14 protein-coding genes are annotated in these 19,828 nt (G+C 67.1%); 5 read left to right on the forward strand and 9 right to left on the reverse strand.

The features are described from left to right. Positions 1–47 precede the first annotated feature (47 nt). Both ACTOWJ_RS04775 and ACTOWJ_RS04780 read left to right on the forward strand, forming a co-directional pair. Positions 48–2,426, forward strand: coding sequence for a TonB-dependent receptor (locus ACTOWJ_RS04775; protein ID WP_441333497.1), 2,379 nt, complete (start codon positions 48–50; stop codon positions 2,424–2,426). Positions 2,427–2,657: 231 nt separating this feature from the next. After that, on the forward strand, positions 2,658–3,914 hold the full coding sequence (locus tag ACTOWJ_RS04780) for an MFS transporter (RefSeq protein WP_441333449.1): 1,257 nt from the start codon (positions 2,658–2,660) through the stop codon (positions 3,912–3,914). Between the two features lie 79 nt (positions 3,915–3,993). Here ACTOWJ_RS04780 and ACTOWJ_RS04785 read toward each other — a convergent pair whose 3' ends face one another. From ACTOWJ_RS04785 to ACTOWJ_RS04805, 5 genes are all read right to left on the reverse strand, one after another. Then, entirely contained in the window at positions 3,994–5,019 is a 1,026-nt protein-coding gene (locus ACTOWJ_RS04785) for an SDR family oxidoreductase (protein ID WP_441333450.1), read from the reverse strand. 105 nt (positions 5,020–5,124) lie between these two features. Then, the gene (locus ACTOWJ_RS04790) at positions 5,125–5,694 is read right to left on the reverse strand and encodes a hypothetical protein (RefSeq protein ID WP_441333451.1); all 570 of its coding nucleotides are present in this window, start codon (positions 5,692–5,694) and stop codon (positions 5,125–5,127) included. Positions 5,695–5,712: 18 nt separating this feature from the next. Then, the gene (locus tag ACTOWJ_RS04795) at positions 5,713–7,137 is read right to left on the reverse strand and encodes a phospholipase effector Tle1 domain-containing protein (protein WP_441333452.1); all 1,425 of its coding nucleotides are present in this window, start codon (positions 7,135–7,137) and stop codon (positions 5,713–5,715) included. Between the two features lie 109 nt (positions 7,138–7,246). Continuing rightward, positions 7,247–7,786: a hypothetical protein gene (locus tag ACTOWJ_RS04800; protein WP_441333453.1), complete on the reverse strand. Its 540-nt coding sequence runs from the start codon at positions 7,784–7,786 to the stop codon at positions 7,247–7,249. A gap of 512 nt (positions 7,787–8,298) precedes the next feature. Beyond that, entirely contained in the window at positions 8,299–9,393 is a 1,095-nt protein-coding gene (locus ACTOWJ_RS04805) for an ABC transporter ATP-binding protein (RefSeq protein WP_441333454.1), read from the reverse strand. Between the two features lie 430 nt (positions 9,394–9,823). On the opposite strand from ACTOWJ_RS04805, the gene zwf reads away from it, so the two are divergent. The 3 genes from zwf to pgl all read left to right on the forward strand — a co-directional run bounded on the left by zwf (position 9,824) and on the right by pgl (position 13,128). Beyond that, positions 9,824–11,245, forward strand: a complete 1,422-nt coding sequence (gene zwf / locus ACTOWJ_RS04810) for a glucose-6-phosphate dehydrogenase (RefSeq protein WP_441333455.1) — start codon at positions 9,824–9,826, stop codon at positions 11,243–11,245. After that, a complete protein-coding gene (gene glk, locus ACTOWJ_RS04815) occupies positions 11,242–12,249 on the forward strand; it encodes a glucokinase (protein WP_441333456.1) in 1,008 nt (335 codons plus the stop codon). Before zwf ends, glk begins: the two co-directional genes overlap by 4 nt. A gap of 132 nt (positions 12,250–12,381) precedes the next feature. Then, positions 12,382–13,128, forward strand: coding sequence for a 6-phosphogluconolactonase (gene pgl, locus ACTOWJ_RS04820; protein ID WP_441333457.1), 747 nt, complete (start codon positions 12,382–12,384; stop codon positions 13,126–13,128). Positions 13,129–13,238: 110 nt separating this feature from the next. Here the strand turns inward: pgl and ACTOWJ_RS04825 are convergent, their stop codons facing one another. The 4 genes from ACTOWJ_RS04825 to ACTOWJ_RS04840 form a co-directional block, all read right to left on the reverse strand. Beyond that, entirely contained in the window at positions 13,239–16,439 is a 3,201-nt protein-coding gene (locus ACTOWJ_RS04825) for a discoidin domain-containing protein (protein ID WP_441333498.1), read from the reverse strand. Positions 16,440–16,627: 188 nt separating this feature from the next. Then, positions 16,628–17,464, reverse strand: a complete 837-nt coding sequence (locus ACTOWJ_RS04830) for a carbohydrate ABC transporter permease (protein ID WP_441333458.1) — start codon at positions 17,462–17,464, stop codon at positions 16,628–16,630. Next, entirely contained in the window at positions 17,461–18,339 is an 879-nt protein-coding gene (locus ACTOWJ_RS04835) for a carbohydrate ABC transporter permease (protein WP_441333459.1), read from the reverse strand. The genes ACTOWJ_RS04830 and ACTOWJ_RS04835 overlap by 4 nt, the downstream gene beginning before the upstream one ends. Then, a complete protein-coding gene (locus ACTOWJ_RS04840) occupies positions 18,336–19,637 on the reverse strand; it encodes a sugar ABC transporter substrate-binding protein (protein WP_441333460.1) in 1,302 nt (433 codons plus the stop codon). Before ACTOWJ_RS04840 ends, ACTOWJ_RS04835 begins: the two co-directional genes overlap by 4 nt. Positions 19,638–19,828 lie beyond the last annotated feature (191 nt).

Genomic DNA, 19,828 nt, shown 5'->3' on the forward strand with positions numbered 1-19,828 from the left:
TGCAGCACGCAGTTTCCAAGCAGGCGCAGTTCAAGCAAACCCGGCTGATGCCTTACGCCTTGTCGGCGGCGATCCTGGCCGTGCTCGCGCCCGGCTACGCACTGGCCCAGGACGCGCCCGCGCCGCAGCAGGCCGCGCCGGCCGCCGCCGACGCGGCGACCACGCTCGACGCGGTCGTGGTCAGCGGTACCGCGCGCTTCAAGGGCGTGCGCAAGCGCGACGCCAGCTTCTCCATCACCACCGCCTCGCTGGAGCAGATCCAGGAAGCGGTGCCGCTGAGTACCGCCGACGCGCTGAAAGTCGTACCGGGCATCTGGGCCGAATCGGCCGGCGGCAGCACCGGGGCGAACATCTTCGTGCGCGGCATGCCCTCGGAAGGCGATGCGCCGTTCGTGACCGTGCAGATGGACGGCGCGCCGTTGTATCCGCCGCCGACCCTGTCGTTTTTGGAAAACTCCACGCTGTTCCGCATGGACGACACCATCGAGCGCATGGAAGTGCTGCGCGGCGGACCGAGCCCGATCTTCTCCAACGGCCAGCCCGGCGCGACGGTCAACTTCATCCAGAAAAAAGGCGGCGAAGAAACCGAAGGCAGCGTGCGGGTCGGGCTGGGCAGCGACGGCTTCCGCCGGGTCGATCTGTTCAACAGCGGCAAGCTCGCCGACGGCTGGTTCTACAGCGTCGGCGGTTTCTACCGCACCACCGACGGCGTGCGCGACACCCAGTTCCCCGCAGAAAAAGGCGGCCAGCTCAGCGCGACCTTGACCCACAGCTGGGACAGCGGCGAGGTCACCGTCTACGCGCGCCACACCAACGACAAGAACGCGTTCTTCACCCCGATCCCGCTGCTCTCGCGCAACGACGGCAGCAGCCTGTCGAGCTTCCCGGGCCTGGACGCGCAGACCGGCACCCTGCTCGGCAACGATTTCCGCCGCGTCACCCTTCCCACTGGTCCGGGCACCAGCATCCAGCGCGATCTGGCCGACGGCCGCGGCATCAACCTGGACGTGTTCGGCGCTTCGATGGACTTCTACGTCGGCGACTGGACCATCAGCGACCGGGCCAACTTTGTCACCGGCAGCGCGCCGACCAATGGCCTGTTCACCGGCGCCAGCCCACAGACGCTGTCGTCCTTCATCGCCGGTTTCGGCAGCGCCGGCACGGCGACCTACGTCAACGGCGGCGGTGCGGTCGATCCCAACCAGCAAGTGCTGACCGCAGGCTTCTGGGTGGTCGACAAGGAGATCGAATCGTTCACCAACGATCTGCGTTTCAGCAAGTATCTGTTCGAAGGCAACACCCTCACCGCCGGCGTGTATTTCGCCAAGTATTCGTCCAAGGACACCTGGTACCTGGGCAACAACATGCTGTTGACCGCGCAGAACAACGCGCGCCGGATCGACCTGAGCCTGGCCGATGGCCGCCAGGTCACCCGCGACGGCTTCACCGGCACTTCGTTCTTCTCGCTGCGCGGCGACTACGACGGCCAGAACACCGCGGTGTTCCTCGCCGACGAATGGCAGATCAACGACCGCCTGCGCCTGGACGGCGGCATCCGCTACGAGTGGCAGCAGGTCGACGGCACCGTGCACGACACCGCCACGGTCGATCTGGACGGCAATCCGAACACGCTTTACGACAACGCCACTTCGATCTCGCTGCCCTCCTCGCGCCGCATCGATCAGGACGACAAGCATTTCTCCTGGACCTTGGGCCTGAACTACAAGCTCAACGACAACGCCAGCGTGTTCGCCCGCGCCAACTCCGGCTACAAGCTGCCGGCGTTCGACAATCTGCGCGACGGCAATACCAAGGTGCAGGAGATCGATCAGTACGAGTTGGGCTTCAAGTCCGGCAATTCGGTCTACGACCTGTACCTGACCGCGTTCTACAACAGCTTCACCAACTCGCCGTTCCAGGCCTTCCTCGATGACGGTACAAATTTCACCACCTCCGGCGATTCGCGCGCCTACGGTGTGGAAGTCGAAGGCGCGGTGCGTCCGATCGGCGGACTGGAACTGGCCCTGACCGGCGTGTGGCTGGACGCGCAATACGAGAACTACCGCGAGTTCACCGGCAACCAGGTGATGCGCCAGCCCAAGCAGCAGTTCCGCTTCACTCCGAGCTATTTCTGGACCCTGCCGTTCGGCGATCTGAAGATCTTCGCGACGTATTCAAGCATCGGCGATCGTTATGCGGACTTGGCCAATACCCAGAAGCTGCCCTCGTACCAAACGCTCGATGTCGGCGCGAACATGCACATCGGCGACAACTGGGAGCTGTCGGTCAGCGGCAGCAACGTCACCAACGAACTGGGCCTGACCGAAGGCAACGTGCGCGTGCCCGGCGCGGCCAGCGGCGGCGTGTTCATGGGGCGGCCGATCGCCGGGCGGCAGTATCTGTTCTCGGCGGCTTACAAGTGGTGATTGACGGCTGAGTCACCCGCGCCCGGCCCTTCTCCCGATTGCTCTAGAAGCCCCTCTCCCGCAACGCGGGAGAGGGGTTGGGGTGAGGGCCAACGTGCAACCTCAAAGCCGCCCGGCACCGCTGTTCTGACAGAATCTCTACAGGCGCGGGGGCCCCGATAACGCGCGCCCTCACCCCGGCCCTCTCCCGCACGCGGGAGAGGGCGCAACGGTTGCACCCATGGAGTCCGCATGACCTCCACCGCCGCCAACCGCCGCCGCATGATCGCGGCGATGATCCTGACCTACATGATGTTCGGGATCATGCTCAACAGCGTGGGCACCGTGATCCTGCAGGCGATCCAGGGCTTCGGCATCAGCAAGGGCGAAGCCAGCGTCCTGGAGGCGTTCAAGGATCTGCCGATCGCGGTGGTTTCCTTCTTCACCGCCGCGCTGATGCCTCGATTGGGTTACCGCCGGGCGATGATGCTCGGCCTGAGCATCGTCGGCGTCGCTTGTTTGCTGATGCCGGCGCTGTCTTCGTTCTGGATGACCAAGGTCTTGTTCATCGCCATCGGCGCGTCCTTCGCCCTGGCCAAGGTCTCGGTGTATTCCTCCATCGGCCTGCTGACCGAAGGCAAACAGGCGCACGCCAGTCTGACCAGCATCATCGAAGGCTGGTTCATGGTCGGCGTGCTCGCCGGCTACTGGATCTTCGCCTGGTTCATCAATCCCGATTCGCCCGGCGATCCGGTGTGGCTGCACGTGTACTGGCTGCTCGCGGCGATCGCCGCGGCCATCGTCGCCCTGCTGGCGGGTTCGAACCTGGACGAATCGGCGGCGCGCGACGGCCACGCCTCGGGCGAATCGTTTTTCGACATGTTCCGCCTGGTCGCCCAGCCGCTGGTCGCCGCATTCCTGGCCTCGGCGTTCCTCTACGTGCTGATCGAACAGAGCGTGGGCACGTGGCTTCCGACCTTCAATCGCGAAATCCTGCATTTGCCGACCAAGATGAGCGTGCAGGCGGCGAGCATCTTCGCCGTGTCGCTGGCGCTGGGCCGCCTGGCCGCGGGTGTGGCGTTGCGCCGCGTGCCCTGGCACTGGCTGCTGAGCGTGTGCGTGGTGGCGATGGCGGTGTTGATGCTGCTGGCCCTGCCCTTGGCCGGCGACGCGCGACCGCATGCTGACATGACTTGGATGCGCGCGCCGCTGGCGGCGTACGTGTTCCCGTTGATCGGTCTGTTCATGGCACCGATCTATCCGGCGATCAATTCGGTGGTGCTCAGCTCCTTGCCCAAATCGCGGCATGCGGCCATGACCGGCCTGATCGTGGTGTTCTCCGCGCTCGGCGGCACCACTGGTTCGTTCATCACCGGTCAGTTGTTCGCGCGCATCGGCGGCGGCACCGCGTTTTATCTCTCGCTGGTGCCGATGGCGCTACTGTTGGCGGCCATCGCGATGCTCAAGCGCCAGTCCGGCCGCGCCGAACGGGCGCTCGCGGCGCGCTGAGCGCCCGGTTCGGTTCGAAGCGTCCTGTCGAGAATTTTGCCGGGCCTCGAATCGTAGCCCGATCGATCGCGCTTCCGGGCTAGTTCAACGCAAGCAGGCTTTCGGCGGCGGCGATCAGGCCTTCCTCGCGCGAGCGCGGCGCCCAGCCCAGAACACGCTTGGCCTTGGCATTGCTCGCGTTCTTGCGCTGGCCCAGATCGGGCACGATCTGGCGCACCGCCGGATCGAACCAAGCGGCGATGCGTACCTGCCAGTCGGGCAACTGCCGCTTGGGCACTTTCCTGGCCGCTGCGCCAAGGCCGCGGCGCAGGGTCTGGGCGATCTCCAACACCGACATGAAATCGTCGGCGACGGCGAGGAAGCGCTCGCCCTTGGCGGCCGGATCGATCATTGCGCGCAGATGCAGATCGGCCACGTCGCGCGCGTCGACCGTGCCGAAATACAAGGCCGGACATCCAGGCAGTCCACCGTCGAGCATGCGTTTGATCAAGGCGATCGAAGTCGAATAATCCGGCCCCAACACCGGGCCGAACACGCCGACGGGGTTGACCGTCGCCAGTTCCAGCCCCTCGCCTTCGCGCTCGATGAAGTCCCAGGCGGCGCGTTCGGCCAAGGTCTTGGATTTCGGATACGCGCCGACCTTGTCGCTCAATTGCGACCACACGGTTTCGTCGAACGGCGCGGTGCGTTCGCGATGGCCATAGCCGATCGCCGCGAACGAAGAAGTCAGCACGACCCGCTTGACCCCGGCCTCGCGCGCCGCTCGCAGCACCCGCAGGCTGCCTTCGCGCGCCGGGACGATCAGTTCGTCCTCGTGCTTGGGCACCCCGGCCGGAAACGGCGACGCCACATGCAGCACGTAGTCGCAACCGGCGACGGCCTCGTCCCAACCGGCATCGCGCTGCAGATCGGCGGCGAAGAACGACAAACGCGCGCCCGCATCGATGCCAGCGTGCGCGATCGCCGCCCGCACCCCGGCTTCGCGACCCGGATCGCGCAGGCTGGTGCGCACGCGGTAACCGTCCGCGAGCAGTCGCGCGATGCAATGGCCGCCGAGGAAACCCGAGCCGCCGGTGACCAACACCGAAGTCGTCGCTGCATTCATGCCGACAGGCCGATAGAGGAATGAGAGCGCGGCCGAAGGGCCGCGCCGGGATTCGCTGCGCACGCCGATGCGCGGATCGCCGGGTTGCGGCCGGCGGCGCGTCCCTTACTTTTTTTCTTGCTCGATCAGCACGTAATCGCCCTTGCTGCCGAAACGCTCGCCTGCGCGGACGCACAGTTGGCCGTCGCAGCGGGTCAGCGCGCCGGAGCGGGTCGCCTCGATGAGGTCGCGGCCGAACTTGGCGCGCCGGATTTCGTCCATCGACTTGCTGATGAAGAACCAACTGCCGCCCACCGCGATCGCCGAGGCGACCAGCAAGGCCAGCGTGCCTTTGTAGATCAGTATCTGCTGGGCGCGCTCGAGCGCCTTGCGCTGATCCTCCAGCGCCTTGGCCGCGCGCGTGGCCACCTCGGCGCTTTCACGCAGTTGCGCGCCGATCGGCCCGAACGCCTGCATGGCGCCGCGGCCGATCGCCTCCTGCGCCTGGCCGCGCACCGCGTCGACCAATTGGGTGGCCAACTCCTGCGCGCCCGCGCCCATGCCCAGCGCGGCGCGATGCAATTCGTCGGCGCTGCGGTCGACATGCTGCACCGCGCGCTCGCTTTGTTCCTGCAGATGTTGGGCGAACACCGCCAGATCGGCGGCCAATCGTTTCAGGTCTTGCGCGTCCTGCACTTCGCTCTCCGTCTGGGGTTACGGGCCCGGCGCCCGCGGCTGCGGGTTCGGCGGTGCCTCGGGCGGCAACGGTTGTTGCGGCGGGGATGCGGGCTGCTGCGGCGCGGCCCGGTCGGCCTGCATCTGCTGGTGCTGCTCGCGTCCGCCCTGCAACCACGCCTGGGTGGTTTGGGTTTGTGCGTGTTCCTGGGTGGCGGCGCGGAAGGCGCCGTCGTCGCGGTTACGCGCCGCGTCGACCAGCCGCGCGAACGTCTGGTCGATCGGGCTGCCCTCGTGCGCGTGTCTGCCGGCGGTGATCCGGGATTCGCCGCCCGGGATAGGACCGATGGTTACCGGCCGGCGCTCCAGGCGCGCGTCCAGGTTCGCGTCGATCGGCTCCTTGTTGCGCGGATCGGCGACCGAACCGTGCTTGATCTGCTCCTTGCTCGCGACCTCGTCGACGCGGTCGCGCACGCCGTCGCGGAAACCGCGAGTGGTGTAGAAGATCAGGTGTTGCTCGGAACGGTGCACCACGTTGAGCTTGGGATCCTCGGGTTCGGCGCGCTTGGCCAGATACGGCCGGTCGCTGAGCCCGTTGAGGTAGTCCACCATCAGATTGCCGCTGCGGATCGACAAGCCGTTGAGCTCGTAACTGCCGCCGATATTGCTGTGCGCGCCGCCGACGGTGACGTTGAGGAAACGTTTGTCCTCGGCGAACCCGTCGCGCACGATGCTGGTGGACTTGAACTGGTCGCGGCGCTCGTCCTCGGCGGTGATCTGGAAGGCCGACATCACCGAAGGCGGCAAGCGCCGGTCGTGATGGCGCGGCTCGCCGGTTCCGACCGGGTCGAACAGACCGACCGCCTGCGCAACCTGCCCCGGCGCCACCAGCGGCGGCTTGGAATATTCCACTCCGGTGATGTTGCCGTCCTTGTCCTTGCTGTACTTGGCGCCGGCCGGATCCTGGATGCCGCGCTCGTGCACCAGCCGCGAAAACGCGGCCTCCTGCTCGGCGCCGCGGCTGAAGCCGATCCCGGCCAGGCCGATCTTGGCCTGCGGATCGTCGGCCTTCCATTGCTTGGCCTGCTCGATGAACTGCGCGTACATCTTCTCCACCCGCGGCTCGAAGCTGCGGCCGGTGGCGGCGTCGAGAGTGCTACGGAAAAACCCGCTCTGGGTGCCCGGCCCTTCGACGTAGCCCACGCCGATGTTGTCGTGCATGCCGTTCTGGATCTGCTTGACCAGGTCGGCGACGTTGGTGTGATTCTTCGGATCGCCGTCGTACATGCTGTTGCCGGTGCCGTCGAAGGCGGCGACGAACAAGCGCGCATGCGGATCGGAGGAATCCAGCAGCGTGGGCGCGCGCAACTGCGCGAGCCGCTCGCTGGCTAGCCGATAACTGTCCAGGTCGTGCTCGTCGGCGGGATAAGTCTTGACGCCGTCGGGATTCTTGCCACCGCCCATCGCAAACTCTCCTTAGCTGTGCGGCGCGAGCGTCGGCGCTGAAGGCGGCCGTAACGATCGCGGCAGGGTCGCAGCGGCCGTGCCGCTGCGCTGCAAGCCATGCGCCGAATCAATAAGTGCGGCTGAACACCCGCACCAGGTCGGCGCGGAAATCGCTGTTCGGGTTGGCTGGATCGCGCGGTTTCTTCAGCGGAATCATGCTGCGCATGTAGACGTTGACGGTGCGGTCGTCCACTTCCAGGATGATCTCCGGGTCGTTGACGCTCACGCCTTCGGCCACGTCTTCGCGCGCGACTTCATGGCGGATCAATTGGTCGCGGAAAATCTCGGCGATGTCGATGCTGGCCCGATGCTCGCTCTTGTCCTTCGCGCGCCACGTCACCTCAGCCGGCGCGGGGAAATTGGCGATGTCCAGATGCGCGGCCTTCATGCGCTGCTGGTAGTCGGCGCCGAACGAGGACGCCGGCGCGCTGAGTTGCTCGGGATCGTCCTTGCCGTGCGGAAAGCCGTTGTAGACGATGCTGCAGCCGTAGGTGTCGAAGCAGAAACCGCCGAAGCGGTGACGCTGGAAGCGCAGCGGCCACTCGGCCGTGGTGCCCGCGCCGGTCGCGGACTGCGCGGTGGTGTGGGTTGCGGCTGGCGTAGACATGGCGGTTTGACATCCTGTTGCGGTCAATAGAGCAAGCATCGCGGCCAAGGCGCGGACGCGGCGGCCATGGGCGAAACGCTGCGGACGGCAACGTGGGGCGGCATGGCGGCGACGGCGGCCGGTCGCGGACTGACTGTCCATCTGGATCCCTCCGGGTGCCCGGGCACACTAACATCGCGGACCAGACACGCCCACTGTACGGAGAGTTCCCCTTCCGTACTGCGCGAATGTCGCCGAAGCGCGCAGCCAGTTTGACCGCAATCGGCGCTCCGACTCAATCCGGCGAGTGGCGGTTCGCGGTGGGCTTCGATGCTTGCCTCGGTGCTGGTTGCGGCGCGGTCGCGGCTTGCGCCGCTCCTACAGGGGCGGTCCGACACTGCGTCGCGGCATGGGCCCTGTGTAGGAGCGGCGCAAGCCGCGACCGCGCCAATCGAACCGCCGCGCCGGTGTCCGCACCTCGTCAGCGCAGACACGCACATCGCCTGGGCCGCAGCCCCCAACCACCGCCGCGCTTACAACCTCAGCTCGCTCTCGCGATCGAAAAAGTGCATGCGCTCGGCCTGATACGACAGATGCACGGTGTCGCCCGGCCCGGGCAGATGGAACGGCGGCAAGCGCAGGACCAGATCGCAGCCGCCGCAACCCAGATTGAGGAAGGCCTCGTTGCCGACCGGCTCGACCACTTCGACCTTGGCCGGCAAGGTGCCCGGACCGGCCGGCGCCAGATGCATGTCTTCCGGACGCAGGCCGACCATCAGCTCGCGCCCGAGGTAGCCGCGCACCTTCTCCAGCATCTCGTCCTGCGGCCGCAGATGCAGTTCCACGCCCTCGCCGATACGCAGGTACAGCTCGCCCTCGCGCTGGGTCACCGGCCCCCACAGGATGTTCATCTTGGGACTGCCGAGGAAGGTCGCGACGAACAGATTCACCGGCCGCTCGTACAGCGCCATCGGCGTGTCGATCTGCTGGATCTTGCCGTCCTTCATCACCACGATGCGCTGGCCCAGGGTCATCGCCTCGACCTGATCGTGAGTGACGTAGATCATGGTGGTGCCCAACTGGCGATGCAGCCTCGCGATTTCCACGCGCATGGTCATGCGCAGCTTGGCGTCGAGATTGGACAGCGGCTCGTCGAGCAGGAACACCTGCGCCTTGCGCACCAGCGCGCGCCCCAGCGCGACGCGCTGGCGCTGGCCGCCCGACAGCGCGGCCGGCTTGCGGTCCAGCAAGGGTTCCAGTTCCAGCATCGCCGCGGCCTCGCCGACCTGGCGGGCGACCTCGGACTTGCTCAACCCGCGCAGTTTCAGGCCGAAGCCGAGGTTCTCGGCCACGGTCATGTGCGGATACAGCGCATAGCTTTGAAACACCATGGCGATGTCGCGGTCTTTCGGCGACACGTCGTTGACCCGCCGGTCGCCGATGCGCAGTTCACCGTCGCTGATCGTTTCCAGGCCCGCGACCATGCGCAGCAGGGTCGACTTTCCGCAGCCGGAAGGGCCGACCAGCACCAGCAGTTCGCCGTCGGCGATGTCGAAACTGGCGTCGGCGACGCCGACGTAACCGTTCGGATAAACCTTGCGCAGATGCTGCAGAGTGACCTTCGCCATGAAATCTCCGGACAATGCGAACCGGGCGATGCGTTTGGCCGCGCCCTGGGCTATTCTGCCATGTAACCGTTTTCATGCGCGGCCCCGTCGTGAATACCCGCAGCCGGCCCGAACCGCGCCTGCGCGGGTCGGACGCGCGGCCCTGCCCGACCCGCCCGGAGACCCCGCCCCGCCTGCTGATTGCAATATCGTCGCAAACGACTTCGCCCGGCTTCGCGGTCGAACGCAACCCGTGGCACGCCCGGTTCGCTCAATCGGCACTCAGCCGCGGTTTTCGGCCGCCACCGATCCGCCGCGCGAAAGTTCGCCCACCGTCCAAGCAGCGATATGCTTGGGCGATCCGCCTGGACCGCCACCGTCCCGGCGACTTGAACGGATGCGATCCACGCGTCCGCTCGACTCCCCCCTCCCTTCATGGCCCACCCGCTCCATGCACGACACCCTGTTGCTGTTCGGCGCCACCGGCGATCTCTCCCAGCGTTACCTGTTCCCCTCGCTGGTCCACCTGTGGCGCGATCGGCTGCTGCCGCCCGCGTTCCGGATCGTCGCGGTCGGTCGCCAGGAGTTGTCCGACGACGACTTCCGCGCTTGGCTGCGCGAGCGCATGGCCGGCGAGGTCGCCGACGATCCGGCGGTGGTCGAGGAGCTGCTGGGCAAGATCGCCTACGTGTCGGTCGATCTGCGCGACGAAGCGGCCATCGCCACGGCGCTGGCGTCCTACGCCGATCGGCCCAGCGTGAGCTATCTGGCGACTCCGCCGGATTTGTTCGTGCCCTGCGCCAAAGGTCTGAAAGCGGCGGGCCTGCTGGAAGGCGAATCTCGGTTGGTCCTGGAAAAGCCGATCGGTCGCGATCTGGCCTCGGCGCGCGAGATCAACGCCGCGCTCAAGGCCTGCCTGGACGAATCGCGGATCTTCCGCATCGACCATTACCTGGGCAAGGCCGCGGTGCAGAACCTGCTGGCACTGCGTTTCGGCAACACCTTGCTCGAAGCGGTGTGGCAGCACCGCTGGATCGAATCGGTCGACATCTTCGTCGGCGAAACCGCCGGCGTGGACGGCCGCGAGGGCTACTACGCCAATTACGGCGCGCTGCGCGACATGGTCCAGAACCACATGCTGCAGCTGCTGGCGCTGATCGCGATGGAGCCGCCGGCGGCGCTCGACGCCGACAGCATCCGCGACGAGAAACGCAAAGTGCTGCGCGCCCTGCGGCCGATGAACAACGACGATGTCGCCACCCGCACCGTGCGCGGCCGCTACGCGGCGGGCGTGGTCGAAGGCCGCGCGGTGAAGGGCTTCGTGCACGAATCCACGGTCGAGACCTTTGTCGCGGTCGAAACCTATATCGATAACTGGCGCTGGGCGGGCGTCCCCTTTCGGTTGGTCACCGGCAAACGCTTGGCCGAGCGCGCGACCGAAGTGGTGGTTTCGTTCCGCCCGACCTCGCACTGGCTGTTCGAACGCCCGCGCCGCGGTCGCGAGCGCCCCAATCGCCTGCGCATGCGCCTGCAGCCGGACGAAACCATCGAACTGGGCCTCATGGGCAGTCTGGCCGCGCCGGAATGGGGCGCGCTGGAACTCAAGCCGATGTCGCTGGATCTGTCAATGTCGGGCTCGCCGCAGAGGCGGATCGCTTATGAACGCCTGATCGTCGACGCGTTGCGCGGCAACCAGACCCTGTTCGTGCGCGACGACGAAGTCGAGGCCGCGTGGCAGTGGATCGACAGCATCGAAAGCGCGTGGACGCAAACCAAGCAAGCGGCCGTCGAGTACCCGGCCGGTTCCTGGGGCCCGAGCGAGGCCGAAGCGTTCCTGCCGCCCACCAACGGCTACCGGGGAGGCCAGGCATGAGCGGCGCCTTGCTCGCGGATATCGGCGGCACCAACGCCCGCTTCGCCCTGGCCTCGTCCGATCCGTCCACGCCCGCGCTGCTGCCCGACAGCGTGCAGGTGTTCGCGGTCGCCGATTTCCCGTCGCTGGCCGACGCCGCGCGCCATTACCTGGACCGGATCGGCGCCACGCCGAGCCATGGCGTGTTCGCGGTCGCCGGGCGCGTAGATGGCGACGAGGCGCGCATCACCAATCATCCTTGGGTCATCTCGGCGGAAAGGACGCGGATCGCTTTGGGGCTGGCGCGGATCGACCTGGTCAACGATTTCGCCGCCCAGGCGATGGCGGTGTCGCTGCTGCACCCGGCCGACGTGGTGGCGATCGGCGGCGCGCGCTGGGCGGGCTGGGGTAACAGCGATGGCCGCAACGACACGGGCGATCGCACCTACGCGATCATCGGCCCGGGCACTGGTCTGGGCGTGGGCGCGCTGCTGCGCCGCGACGGTCGCTTCTATCCCTTGCAGACCGAAGGCGGCCACGTCAGCTTCGCGCCGAACAATCCCGAGGAGATCGAGGTGCTGCAGCGCCTGTCGGGCGAGTTCGGCCGGGTCTCCAACGAACGCCTGATCAGCGGCAGCGGACTGGTCAACCTGCACCGCGCCCTGAGCCAGATCGCCGGCGAGGACCCCGGCCCGCTGCAGCCGCAGGACATCACCGCCATGGCGCGCGAGGGCGACGTGCGTTGCCTGCGCGCGATCGACGTGTTCTGCGCGGTGTTCGGCGCCGCCGCGGGCGATCTGGTGCTGACCCTGGGCGCCTGGGACGGCGTGTTCCTGCCCGGCGGCCTGGTGCCCAAGCTGATGCCATGGCTGGCCCACTCGGGTTTCCGTCAGCGCTTCGAACACAAGGGCCGGTTCTCGCCGACCATGGCGCGAGTGCCGACCCTGGCGGTGACCCACGCGCAGCCGGGCCTGCTCGGCGCGGCGGCGCTGGCCGCGCAACGCTCGATCAAGGCCGCGGCGTAACGGTCGCGGGCGACGACGGCCGCTGGCCTTCGTCGCCTCGGTCGCGGCGATAGGCGTGCGGCCCCGCGCGTGTGGCCTCAGTCACAGTCGATGAGCACACGGACTTAAACCCCGGCGTGCGAAGATCGGGGCATGCTCGACGATTCCACTCCCGTCCCGCACGATCCCGCCCTACCCCAGACCGCCGCGTACCGCTGGCACGAACACCGCAGCACCGACACCTGGGTCTGGGCCTGTGCGGTGGCGATCGCCGCCGAACTGCGCCGCGACCTGGTCCGGCGCGGACGCGTGCGCCTGCTGCTGTCCGGCGGAACTTCACCGGCGCCGGTGTATCGCGCGCTGGCGCGCGCTCCGCTGGATTGGGCGCGGGTCGACGTGGCCCTGGTCGACGAGCGCTGGTTGTTGCCCGACGATCCCGACAGCAATGCCCGGCTGGTGCGCCAGCACCTGCTGCGCGACAACGCCGCAGCCGCGCGCTTCGAATCGCTGACCCAATCGGGCCGTACGCTGGAGGAATCGGTCGCCTTCGCCAACGCGCACGCGCGTCAGGCCGCCTGCGCGGCGGTGCTGGGCATGGGCGAGGACGGCCATACCGCTTCGCTGTTCCCGGGCATGGCCGCGCTGGATCGCGCATTGGCGTCCAAGCAGCCCTACATCGCGATCGACGCGACCGGTTCGCTCGGCGCCAAGCAATGGACCAAGCGCATCAGCCTGACCCCGGCCGGTCTGGCCTATGCACAATCGCGGCTGTTGCTGATCCAGGGCACGGCCAAGCGCGAGACCTTCAAGCAAGCCCTCGCCAACGGCGAGGTGAAGCGCTGGCCGGTACTGATCGGTCTGGACGGCGATGCCGGCCTGGACGTGCATTGGTGTCCGTGAATCGCCGCCAGACGCTGTCGTACTGAAGCCATCCGAATGTAGGAGCGGCGCAAGCCGCGACCACGCACCGCCCCACGCCCGCGCAGCTCACGCAGCACCCGACCGCCCACTCAATCAAGCGCGATCGAAATCCTCGCCGGCACCCGTTCGATCTTGAGCTCACCCTTCGCCCAGGCCGTTTCGCGCCCGTCCACCAGCGTCTTGCCCGGCGCACCCGCAAACGGCCAAGTCACGACGACGCCACCGGCGGGCGCGTGGAGCCCGCCGTCGATCTCCAGCGTCGCCTGCTTGCCCGCGCGCTTGAACCGATAGCCCAACGCGCCATACGGCGTACGCAGGCCCTCCACGCTGATGCCCTCGCCGTCCAGCCACATCGCCGGCACCCCAGCGCCGATCACCAGCGCCTGATCGACATCGCGGGTGTAGGCGAACAGATCCAAGGCCGAGCGCACATAGTCCGACTCGACCCAGGCGTGCGGCAGATCGCCGACGAAGAACGGCTTGCGCGGCGTGCGCGAGACCACTTCGGCCCACTGGTTCCAGCCGCGCGGCTGCTGATCCTTGAAGAAGAAATCCAGCGCCTCGTGCGCGCGATCACGCCAACCCAGGCGCACGAAGCTGCCGATGGTGCGCAGCTCGTAAGGCGTGTAGTCCTTCCACTCGCGGCGGCCGTCGCGCCTATCGACGAATTCCTTCCAGTAACGCTCGAAGGTGTTGTTCAACAGCGTTTGCGGCAACAGCCCCTGCTCGCCGCCCGGCGCCAGGGCGATGGTGGTGGAGGTCGCATCGAAATCGCCGAGCTCGGCCGCGCCGGGAATGTAGTCGATGCCATGCGCGCTCGTGGCATGGCCGATCGAGGCGTACAGGTCCTGGCGGAACTCATCGCGCGAAGCCGCGAACGCCTTGGCCTGCGCGTCCTTGCCCAGCCATTGCGCGATTTCCACCGCGTCCTTGTAGCCGCGCAAAGCCCAGAAATTGTCCCAGTACGAATGCATCGGCTTGGCCGAATAACCTTCGTGGCTGATCGAGGCCGGCATCATGCCGTAGAACGCCGGATTCGACGCGCGGTTGGCCTGCGTGCGCTCGCTCAGCCGCAGTTCGTCCATGTAGCGCACCGCGCCCTCGACGTGCGGCCACATCGCCTCGAGCAGCTTGCGATCGCGGCGGTAGCGATAGACCTCGGCGATGGTGAAGATCAACTCGCCGTGGCTGTCGTTCTCCGGCACCGGGTCGCTGCCGCGATCGTCGACGCAGCACGGCACCTTGCCGTTGGCGAACTGATACGGCGCGTACCAGCGCAGAAATTCCTCGGCCACGTCCTCGCGGCCCATGCGCAGCAGGCCTTCGCCGATCATCGCGCCGTCGCGGATCCAGGCGCGCGCATACGAGCGCGTACCCGGCTGTAGGCGCGGGCCGACCCGGCTGATCAGCATGTGCGCCAGCCCCGTGCGCAATGTGTCGATCACGTGCTGACCGGCCGGCGGCGCACGCAGCTTGACCCGGTCGAGCTTCTCGCGCCATTGGCCGGCGACCAGTCGCTGGCGCGAGGCCACTTCGGCCGCATCGACGAAACGGCCGTCGTCCTGGCCGATCAAGGCGCTGCTCCAGACGAACTCGCGCGATTGGCCGGGCCGCAGCGTCACCTCATAGACCAGCGCGCCGGAAGCCATCGCGTTGCGATCCGCCTCGACCCCGGTCGTGGCCGAACCGCCCAGGCGGCGCAACATCCGGGCTTCGGGCGTGCAGGCCTCGCAAACCCGCGCCCAGTCCGCCTGCGCCAGATACTTGACCACATCGCCATGGTCGAAACTGGCCGCCAGTGCGGCATCGGCGGCGCTGGCCTGGATGCGGCGCGCAGCCATGCGGCCGTCGGCGCCTTCGACGCTGAAGCCGTGCTTGTCGCTGCGCAGGCTGCGGATGCGGCTGACGCCGCCGACCTGACTGAGGAACTGGGTCGGCGGATTCACCTGCAACGGCCGCAACGCAAGCACGAAATGATAAGTACGTTCCTGCGCACTGTCGTTGCTCAGGCGGTAGCGCGCCATCAGCCGCGAACCGCCGCCGACCTCACGACGGTCGTCGGCGAACGCAGTGACGTCGAGCTTGAACTGCGGATGCCGCCAGTGCACCGAAGGAATCGGCAGATAACCGTCCTGCAGCGATTGCGAGGCGCGCACATCGGCCCAGCCGAGCAGCTTGCCGTCGCTGACCACGAACGGCTCCAGGCTGAAGGCGCCCTTGCCGACTTCGACCGCGCCGTCCTCGCCGATCAGCGCTTGATCGTCGCCGCCGTCGACGCCGATCACGGTCCAGTACGGTTGCTCGCCGCTGAAGCCGCGCGGGAACCGACCGCGCGGCGCTTCGGCGGCGATCGAACGGACGAAATCGTTGGGCGTTGCGGCGAACGCCAACGGTTTGACTTCGAACTCGGACAGCGCGATCTCCGCCTTCGGTCCGACCTGCGCGGTCAGGCGCAGGTAGCGCGCCTGCGATTCGGGCAGCGCCAGATAGTCCGCATCGCCGTCGCCATCGCCGAGCGCGGCGACTTCGCGCCATTGCCGCCCGTCCTCGGACAGCGCCAGACGATAGGCCGATGCGTAGGCCTGCGGCGCCCAGCGCAGCACCACGCCGCCGAACTCGCGCGAACGGCCCAGATCGAAAATCAGCTGCGGCGGCTTGGCCGGATCCAGGCGCGCGCGCCATGCGCTGTCGGGCTTACCGTCGACGGCGAGACTGGCCGCACCACCGGGCAGCGCCGCGTTGGCGCTGGCCTTGCCGGTGTACGGCCCGGCGGGATCGATCGGCAGCGGTTGCAGGCTCAACGAATCGAAACAGACCGAACCCTTGCCGCCGGCGCTGTTGTAGACGGTGAATTCGAGCTTGGCGCTGCGCCGCAACGCCGGATCCGGCGCAGGTCCCCAGGCGCGGCTGATATGGCGCTGCTTGTAGACGACCGGCGTCCACCGCGCCGGGAACTCGTACTTGGGCTTGTTGACCCACCACACATTGTCGCCACTGGCGTCGACCAGTTTGAACTGCAGATCGTTGGCCGGCGAATCGCCGCGCAACTGGAACGCGAATTGGTAGTTGTCCGGATAGTCCAGCGGCAGCTCGCGCTGCAGTCCGGCATAGCCCGATACGCCGTTGAAATCGTAGTCCAGGCACAAGCCGCCGCCCTGCGCGCCCTCAACCTTGCGCAAGCTGGCGCTGACCTGATTGGAGACGACCACTTTCCACGGCGCGGCCGATTCGAAGTCGTCGAGCGCTCGTGGCTGTTGCGCATGCGCCGTTACGGCCAACGCCACCCACAACAGCGCAAACCACGAGGTCTTTTGTGGGAGGGCCTTCAGGCCCGACGCACGATCGCCGCGAGATTTCGGCCCCGCGGTCGGGCCTGAAGGCCCTCCCACAAAAGATTTCGCGGCCTCGACCGCGGCCGACAGGCAGGGTTTCGACATCCAATCCACCTTGTTCGCGCCGCGACCTCGCGGCAGACGGTTCAACCTTTGACGCTGCCGACCAGCAAGCCCTGCAGGTAATAACGCTGCAACACCAGAAACAGCAGCAACACCGGCACCACGGTCACCACCGAGCCGGCCATCATCATCTCGTTGTCCTGCACGTGCTCGCGCGACAGCGAAGCCAATGCCACCGGCAGGGTCTGCAGATCCTGATCGCTGAGCACGATCAGCGGCCACATGAAATCGTTCCAGGCGCCGAGGAAACTGAAGATCGCCAACGTCACCAGGATCGGCCGCAACGCCGGCAGCACGATCTGGAAGAATATCCGCAACTCGCCCGCGCCGTCGATGCGCGGCGCTTCGAGCAGTTCGTCGGGAATCGAGCGCGCGTACTGGCGCACCAGGAAGATCCCGAAGATGCCCGCCATGCCCGGCACCACCGCGCCGGCGTAGCTGTTGATCAGGCCCATCTGCTTGAGCATCAGGAACAGCGGCATCATCGACACCTGCGCCGGAATCACCAGCGCCGCCAGCAGCACGCGGAACACGCCCTCGCGCCCGGGGAACTTGAGCTTGGCGAAGGCGTAGCCGGCCAGGGTGTTGAGCAGCACCGCGATCACCGTCACCACGGTGGAGACCAGGAAACTGTTGAACAGGTAACGGCCCATGCCCATGCGCGAGAACAGTTCGCGGTAGTTGTGCAGGGTCGGATCGGCCGGCCACAACGGCGGCGGAAACGCGCTGGCCTCGCCGGGCTGCATCAGCGAAACCGCGAACATCCACAGCAACGGCGCCAGGCTCAACGCCGCCAGGCCGATCAACAGACCGTTGACGATCGATTTGGCCAGCCAGGCCGGCATGCCCGAGTCGTTCATTCGACCCCCTTGCGCCGCGCGAACCACATCAGGCCGCTGGTGACCGCAGTCATCAGCACGAACAGCAAGAAGGCCACCGCCGAGGCGTTGCCCAGATTCCACCACTTGAAGCCTTCTTCGTACATCAGGTACAGCACGCTGACCGTGCTCTGCAGCGGACCGCCCTGGGTGATGACGTAAGGCTCGGCGAACAACTGGAAATAACCGGCCAGGGTCAGGATGCCGACCATCAGCAGCACCGGCCCTAGGATCGGCAAGGTGATGTAGCGGAACTGTCGTCCCTGCCCGGCGCCGTCGATGCGCGCGGCCTCATACAGGTCTTCCGGAATCGCCTGCAGGCCGGCCAGGAAGATGATCATGTTGTAGCCGAAGTTCTTCCACACCGCGAACAAGATGATGGTCGGCATGGCCCAGCGCGGATCGCCGAGCCAATCGACCGGATCGATCCCCACCCAGCTCAGCCCCCAGTTCACCAGGCCGTAGCGGGTATGGAACAGATAGCGCCAGATCACCGCGACCGCCACCACCGTGGTCACCACCGGCGCGAAATACGCGGTGCGGAAGAACGGCTTGAAAGCGCCGAGCCTGGAATGCAACAGCAAGGCCGCGCCCAGCGACACCGCGATCGACAACGGCACGCCGACCGCGACGAAGTACAAGGTATTGCCCAGCGCGCTCCAGAACAGCGGATTCTTGAGCAGGTTGAGATAATTGTCGAAGGCGACGAAACGCAGGTTCTCGATGTGCGCCAGCGAATAGATATCGAAGTCGGTCAGACTCAAGGCCAGCGCGGCCAGCACCGGCAGGCCGAAGAACAGCCCGATCACGGTCAGCGCGGGCGCGGCGAACACCCAACCGGCGGTCGCGGGTTTCATCCGCCCTCCTTCGCCGCCGCCGGCGTCGCTTGTGCGGCGCGATCGAGCATCCAGCGGCGCTTCTCGAGAATCCTGTCGGCGCGGCGATCGAGTTCCTCCGCGGCCTGGTCCACGGTCACCCGGCCGTTGGCCAGTTGCTCGCCGACCAGCTTGATCTCCACGGCGATGCGCTCCCACTCCGGCACCTTCGGCGCCGGCCGCGCGCGTTCGAGCTGATCGCGGAAGGCGCGCGCGTACGGATCGCTGACCAGTGCTGGCGCGTTCCACGAGGTGCGTCGCGGCGGCAGGTTGCCGGTCAGCGCATGGAAGCGCACCTGCACCTGCGGCTCGGACAAATACGCGATGAGTTTCCACGCCGCGTCCTGGCGCTGCGATCCGCGGAACAGCACGAAGCTGGCGCCGCCGGCGACCGAAGCGCCGGGGCCGTTTTCGCCCGGCAGCAGCATCGTCATCCAGGTCGATTGCAGATTCGGCGGCAAGCGCTTCTTGAATTCGGCGATGTTCCAAGGGCCGTTGACGTAGAAGCTGAAATAGCCGCGGCCGAACTCGTTCCAGACGTTGGCGATCTGGGTGTTGCTGGCCAGCGGCGCCCACTGGCGCTGGAACACTTCGCGATAGAACGTCAGCGCGCGCTTGAATCCGGGGCTGCGGAAGTTGCCGTAACGCCCGCCGTCGCGCAGCAGCGGTTCGGGCGATTGGATGCCCAAATTCAACAGCGGCTCGGCCTCGTTGAGCGGCAGCAGCATGGCGTAACGGTCGGGACCGACCTCGCGCTTGATCGCCGCCATCGCGGTCTTCCATTCCGCCCAAGTCCGCGGCGGCTCGGCGATACCGGCTTGCTTGAGCAGATCCTGGCGATAGAACGGCAGCCGCGTTTCCACGTACCACGGCACCGCATACACCTGCCCGGCGATCACGCCGGTGTCCCAGGCGCCGGCAAAATAATCCGCGCGACTTACCTCGGGCGCCGCCTGCAGCCTCGGTTCCAGCGGCGACAAGGCATCGAGCAAGGCGAATTCGGACACCCAGGTGTTGCCGATCGCGCAGACATCCGGCAGAGAATCGCCGGCGAACGCGGTCAACAGCTTCTCGTGCGCGGAAATGATCGGCAGCTGCTGCACTTGCACGCGGATGTCGGGATGGCGGCGTTCGAACTCGGGAATCAGCTGGGCGACCATTTCGCCCTCGAAGCCCATCGCCCAGAACTTCACCACCGTGCGTCCATCGCCGCGGCCCGAGCAACTGCCCAGCACCAACGCAAACAGCGCGACCGCCACGACCCGAGAAACCGCACGCACGCCGCGCCCCCACCAACCGAGCCCCCCCCTTTTTAAAAGAGGGGCCAGGGGGGATTTGCTGTTTGCAACAAGCAACGACACCGCGCCCACCCGCCGGGACTTCGATCGCATCGCCGCCGGCCCGCTCCCGCTCATACCGTCATTCCGGCTTGGGCGCATTCTGCTTCGCCGGCGCATTGGTGCGACCCGCA

The sequence above is a fragment of the Lysobacter sp. CA199 genome (assembly GCF_052078715.1).
GTDB lineage: Bacteria > Pseudomonadota > Gammaproteobacteria > Xanthomonadales > Xanthomonadaceae > Lysobacter.

What these genes read in the sequence shown, in the direction of transcription:
- ACTOWJ_RS04775 (WP_441333497.1), top strand. Translation starts at nt 48, where the DNA reads ATGCCTTACGCCTTGTCGGCGGCGATCCTGGCCGTGCTCGCGCCCGGC.
- ACTOWJ_RS04780 (WP_441333449.1), top strand. Translation starts at nt 2,658, where the DNA reads ATGACCTCCACCGCCGCCAACCGCCGCCGCATGATCGCGGCGATGATC.
- ACTOWJ_RS04785 (WP_441333450.1), bottom strand. Translation starts at nt 5,019, where the DNA reads ATGAATGCAGCGACGACTTCGGTGTTGGTCACCGGCGGCTCGGGTTTC.
- ACTOWJ_RS04795 (WP_441333452.1), bottom strand. Translation starts at nt 7,137, where the DNA reads ATGGGCGGTGGCAAGAATCCCGACGGCGTCAAGACTTATCCCGCCGAC.
- ACTOWJ_RS04800 (WP_441333453.1), bottom strand. Translation starts at nt 7,786, where the DNA reads ATGTCTACGCCAGCCGCAACCCACACCACCGCGCAGTCCGCGACCGGC.
- ACTOWJ_RS04805 (WP_441333454.1), bottom strand. Translation starts at nt 9,393, where the DNA reads ATGGCGAAGGTCACTCTGCAGCATCTGCGCAAGGTTTATCCGAACGGT.
- zwf (WP_441333455.1), top strand. Translation starts at nt 9,824, where the DNA reads ATGCACGACACCCTGTTGCTGTTCGGCGCCACCGGCGATCTCTCCCAG.
- glk (WP_441333456.1), top strand. Translation starts at nt 11,242, where the DNA reads ATGAGCGGCGCCTTGCTCGCGGATATCGGCGGCACCAACGCCCGCTTC.
- pgl (WP_441333457.1), top strand. Translation starts at nt 12,382, where the DNA reads ATGCTCGACGATTCCACTCCCGTCCCGCACGATCCCGCCCTACCCCAG.
- ACTOWJ_RS04830 (WP_441333458.1), bottom strand. Translation starts at nt 17,464, where the DNA reads ATGAACGACTCGGGCATGCCGGCCTGGCTGGCCAAATCGATCGTCAAC.
- ACTOWJ_RS04835 (WP_441333459.1), bottom strand. Translation starts at nt 18,339, where the DNA reads ATGAAACCCGCGACCGCCGGTTGGGTGTTCGCCGCGCCCGCGCTGACC.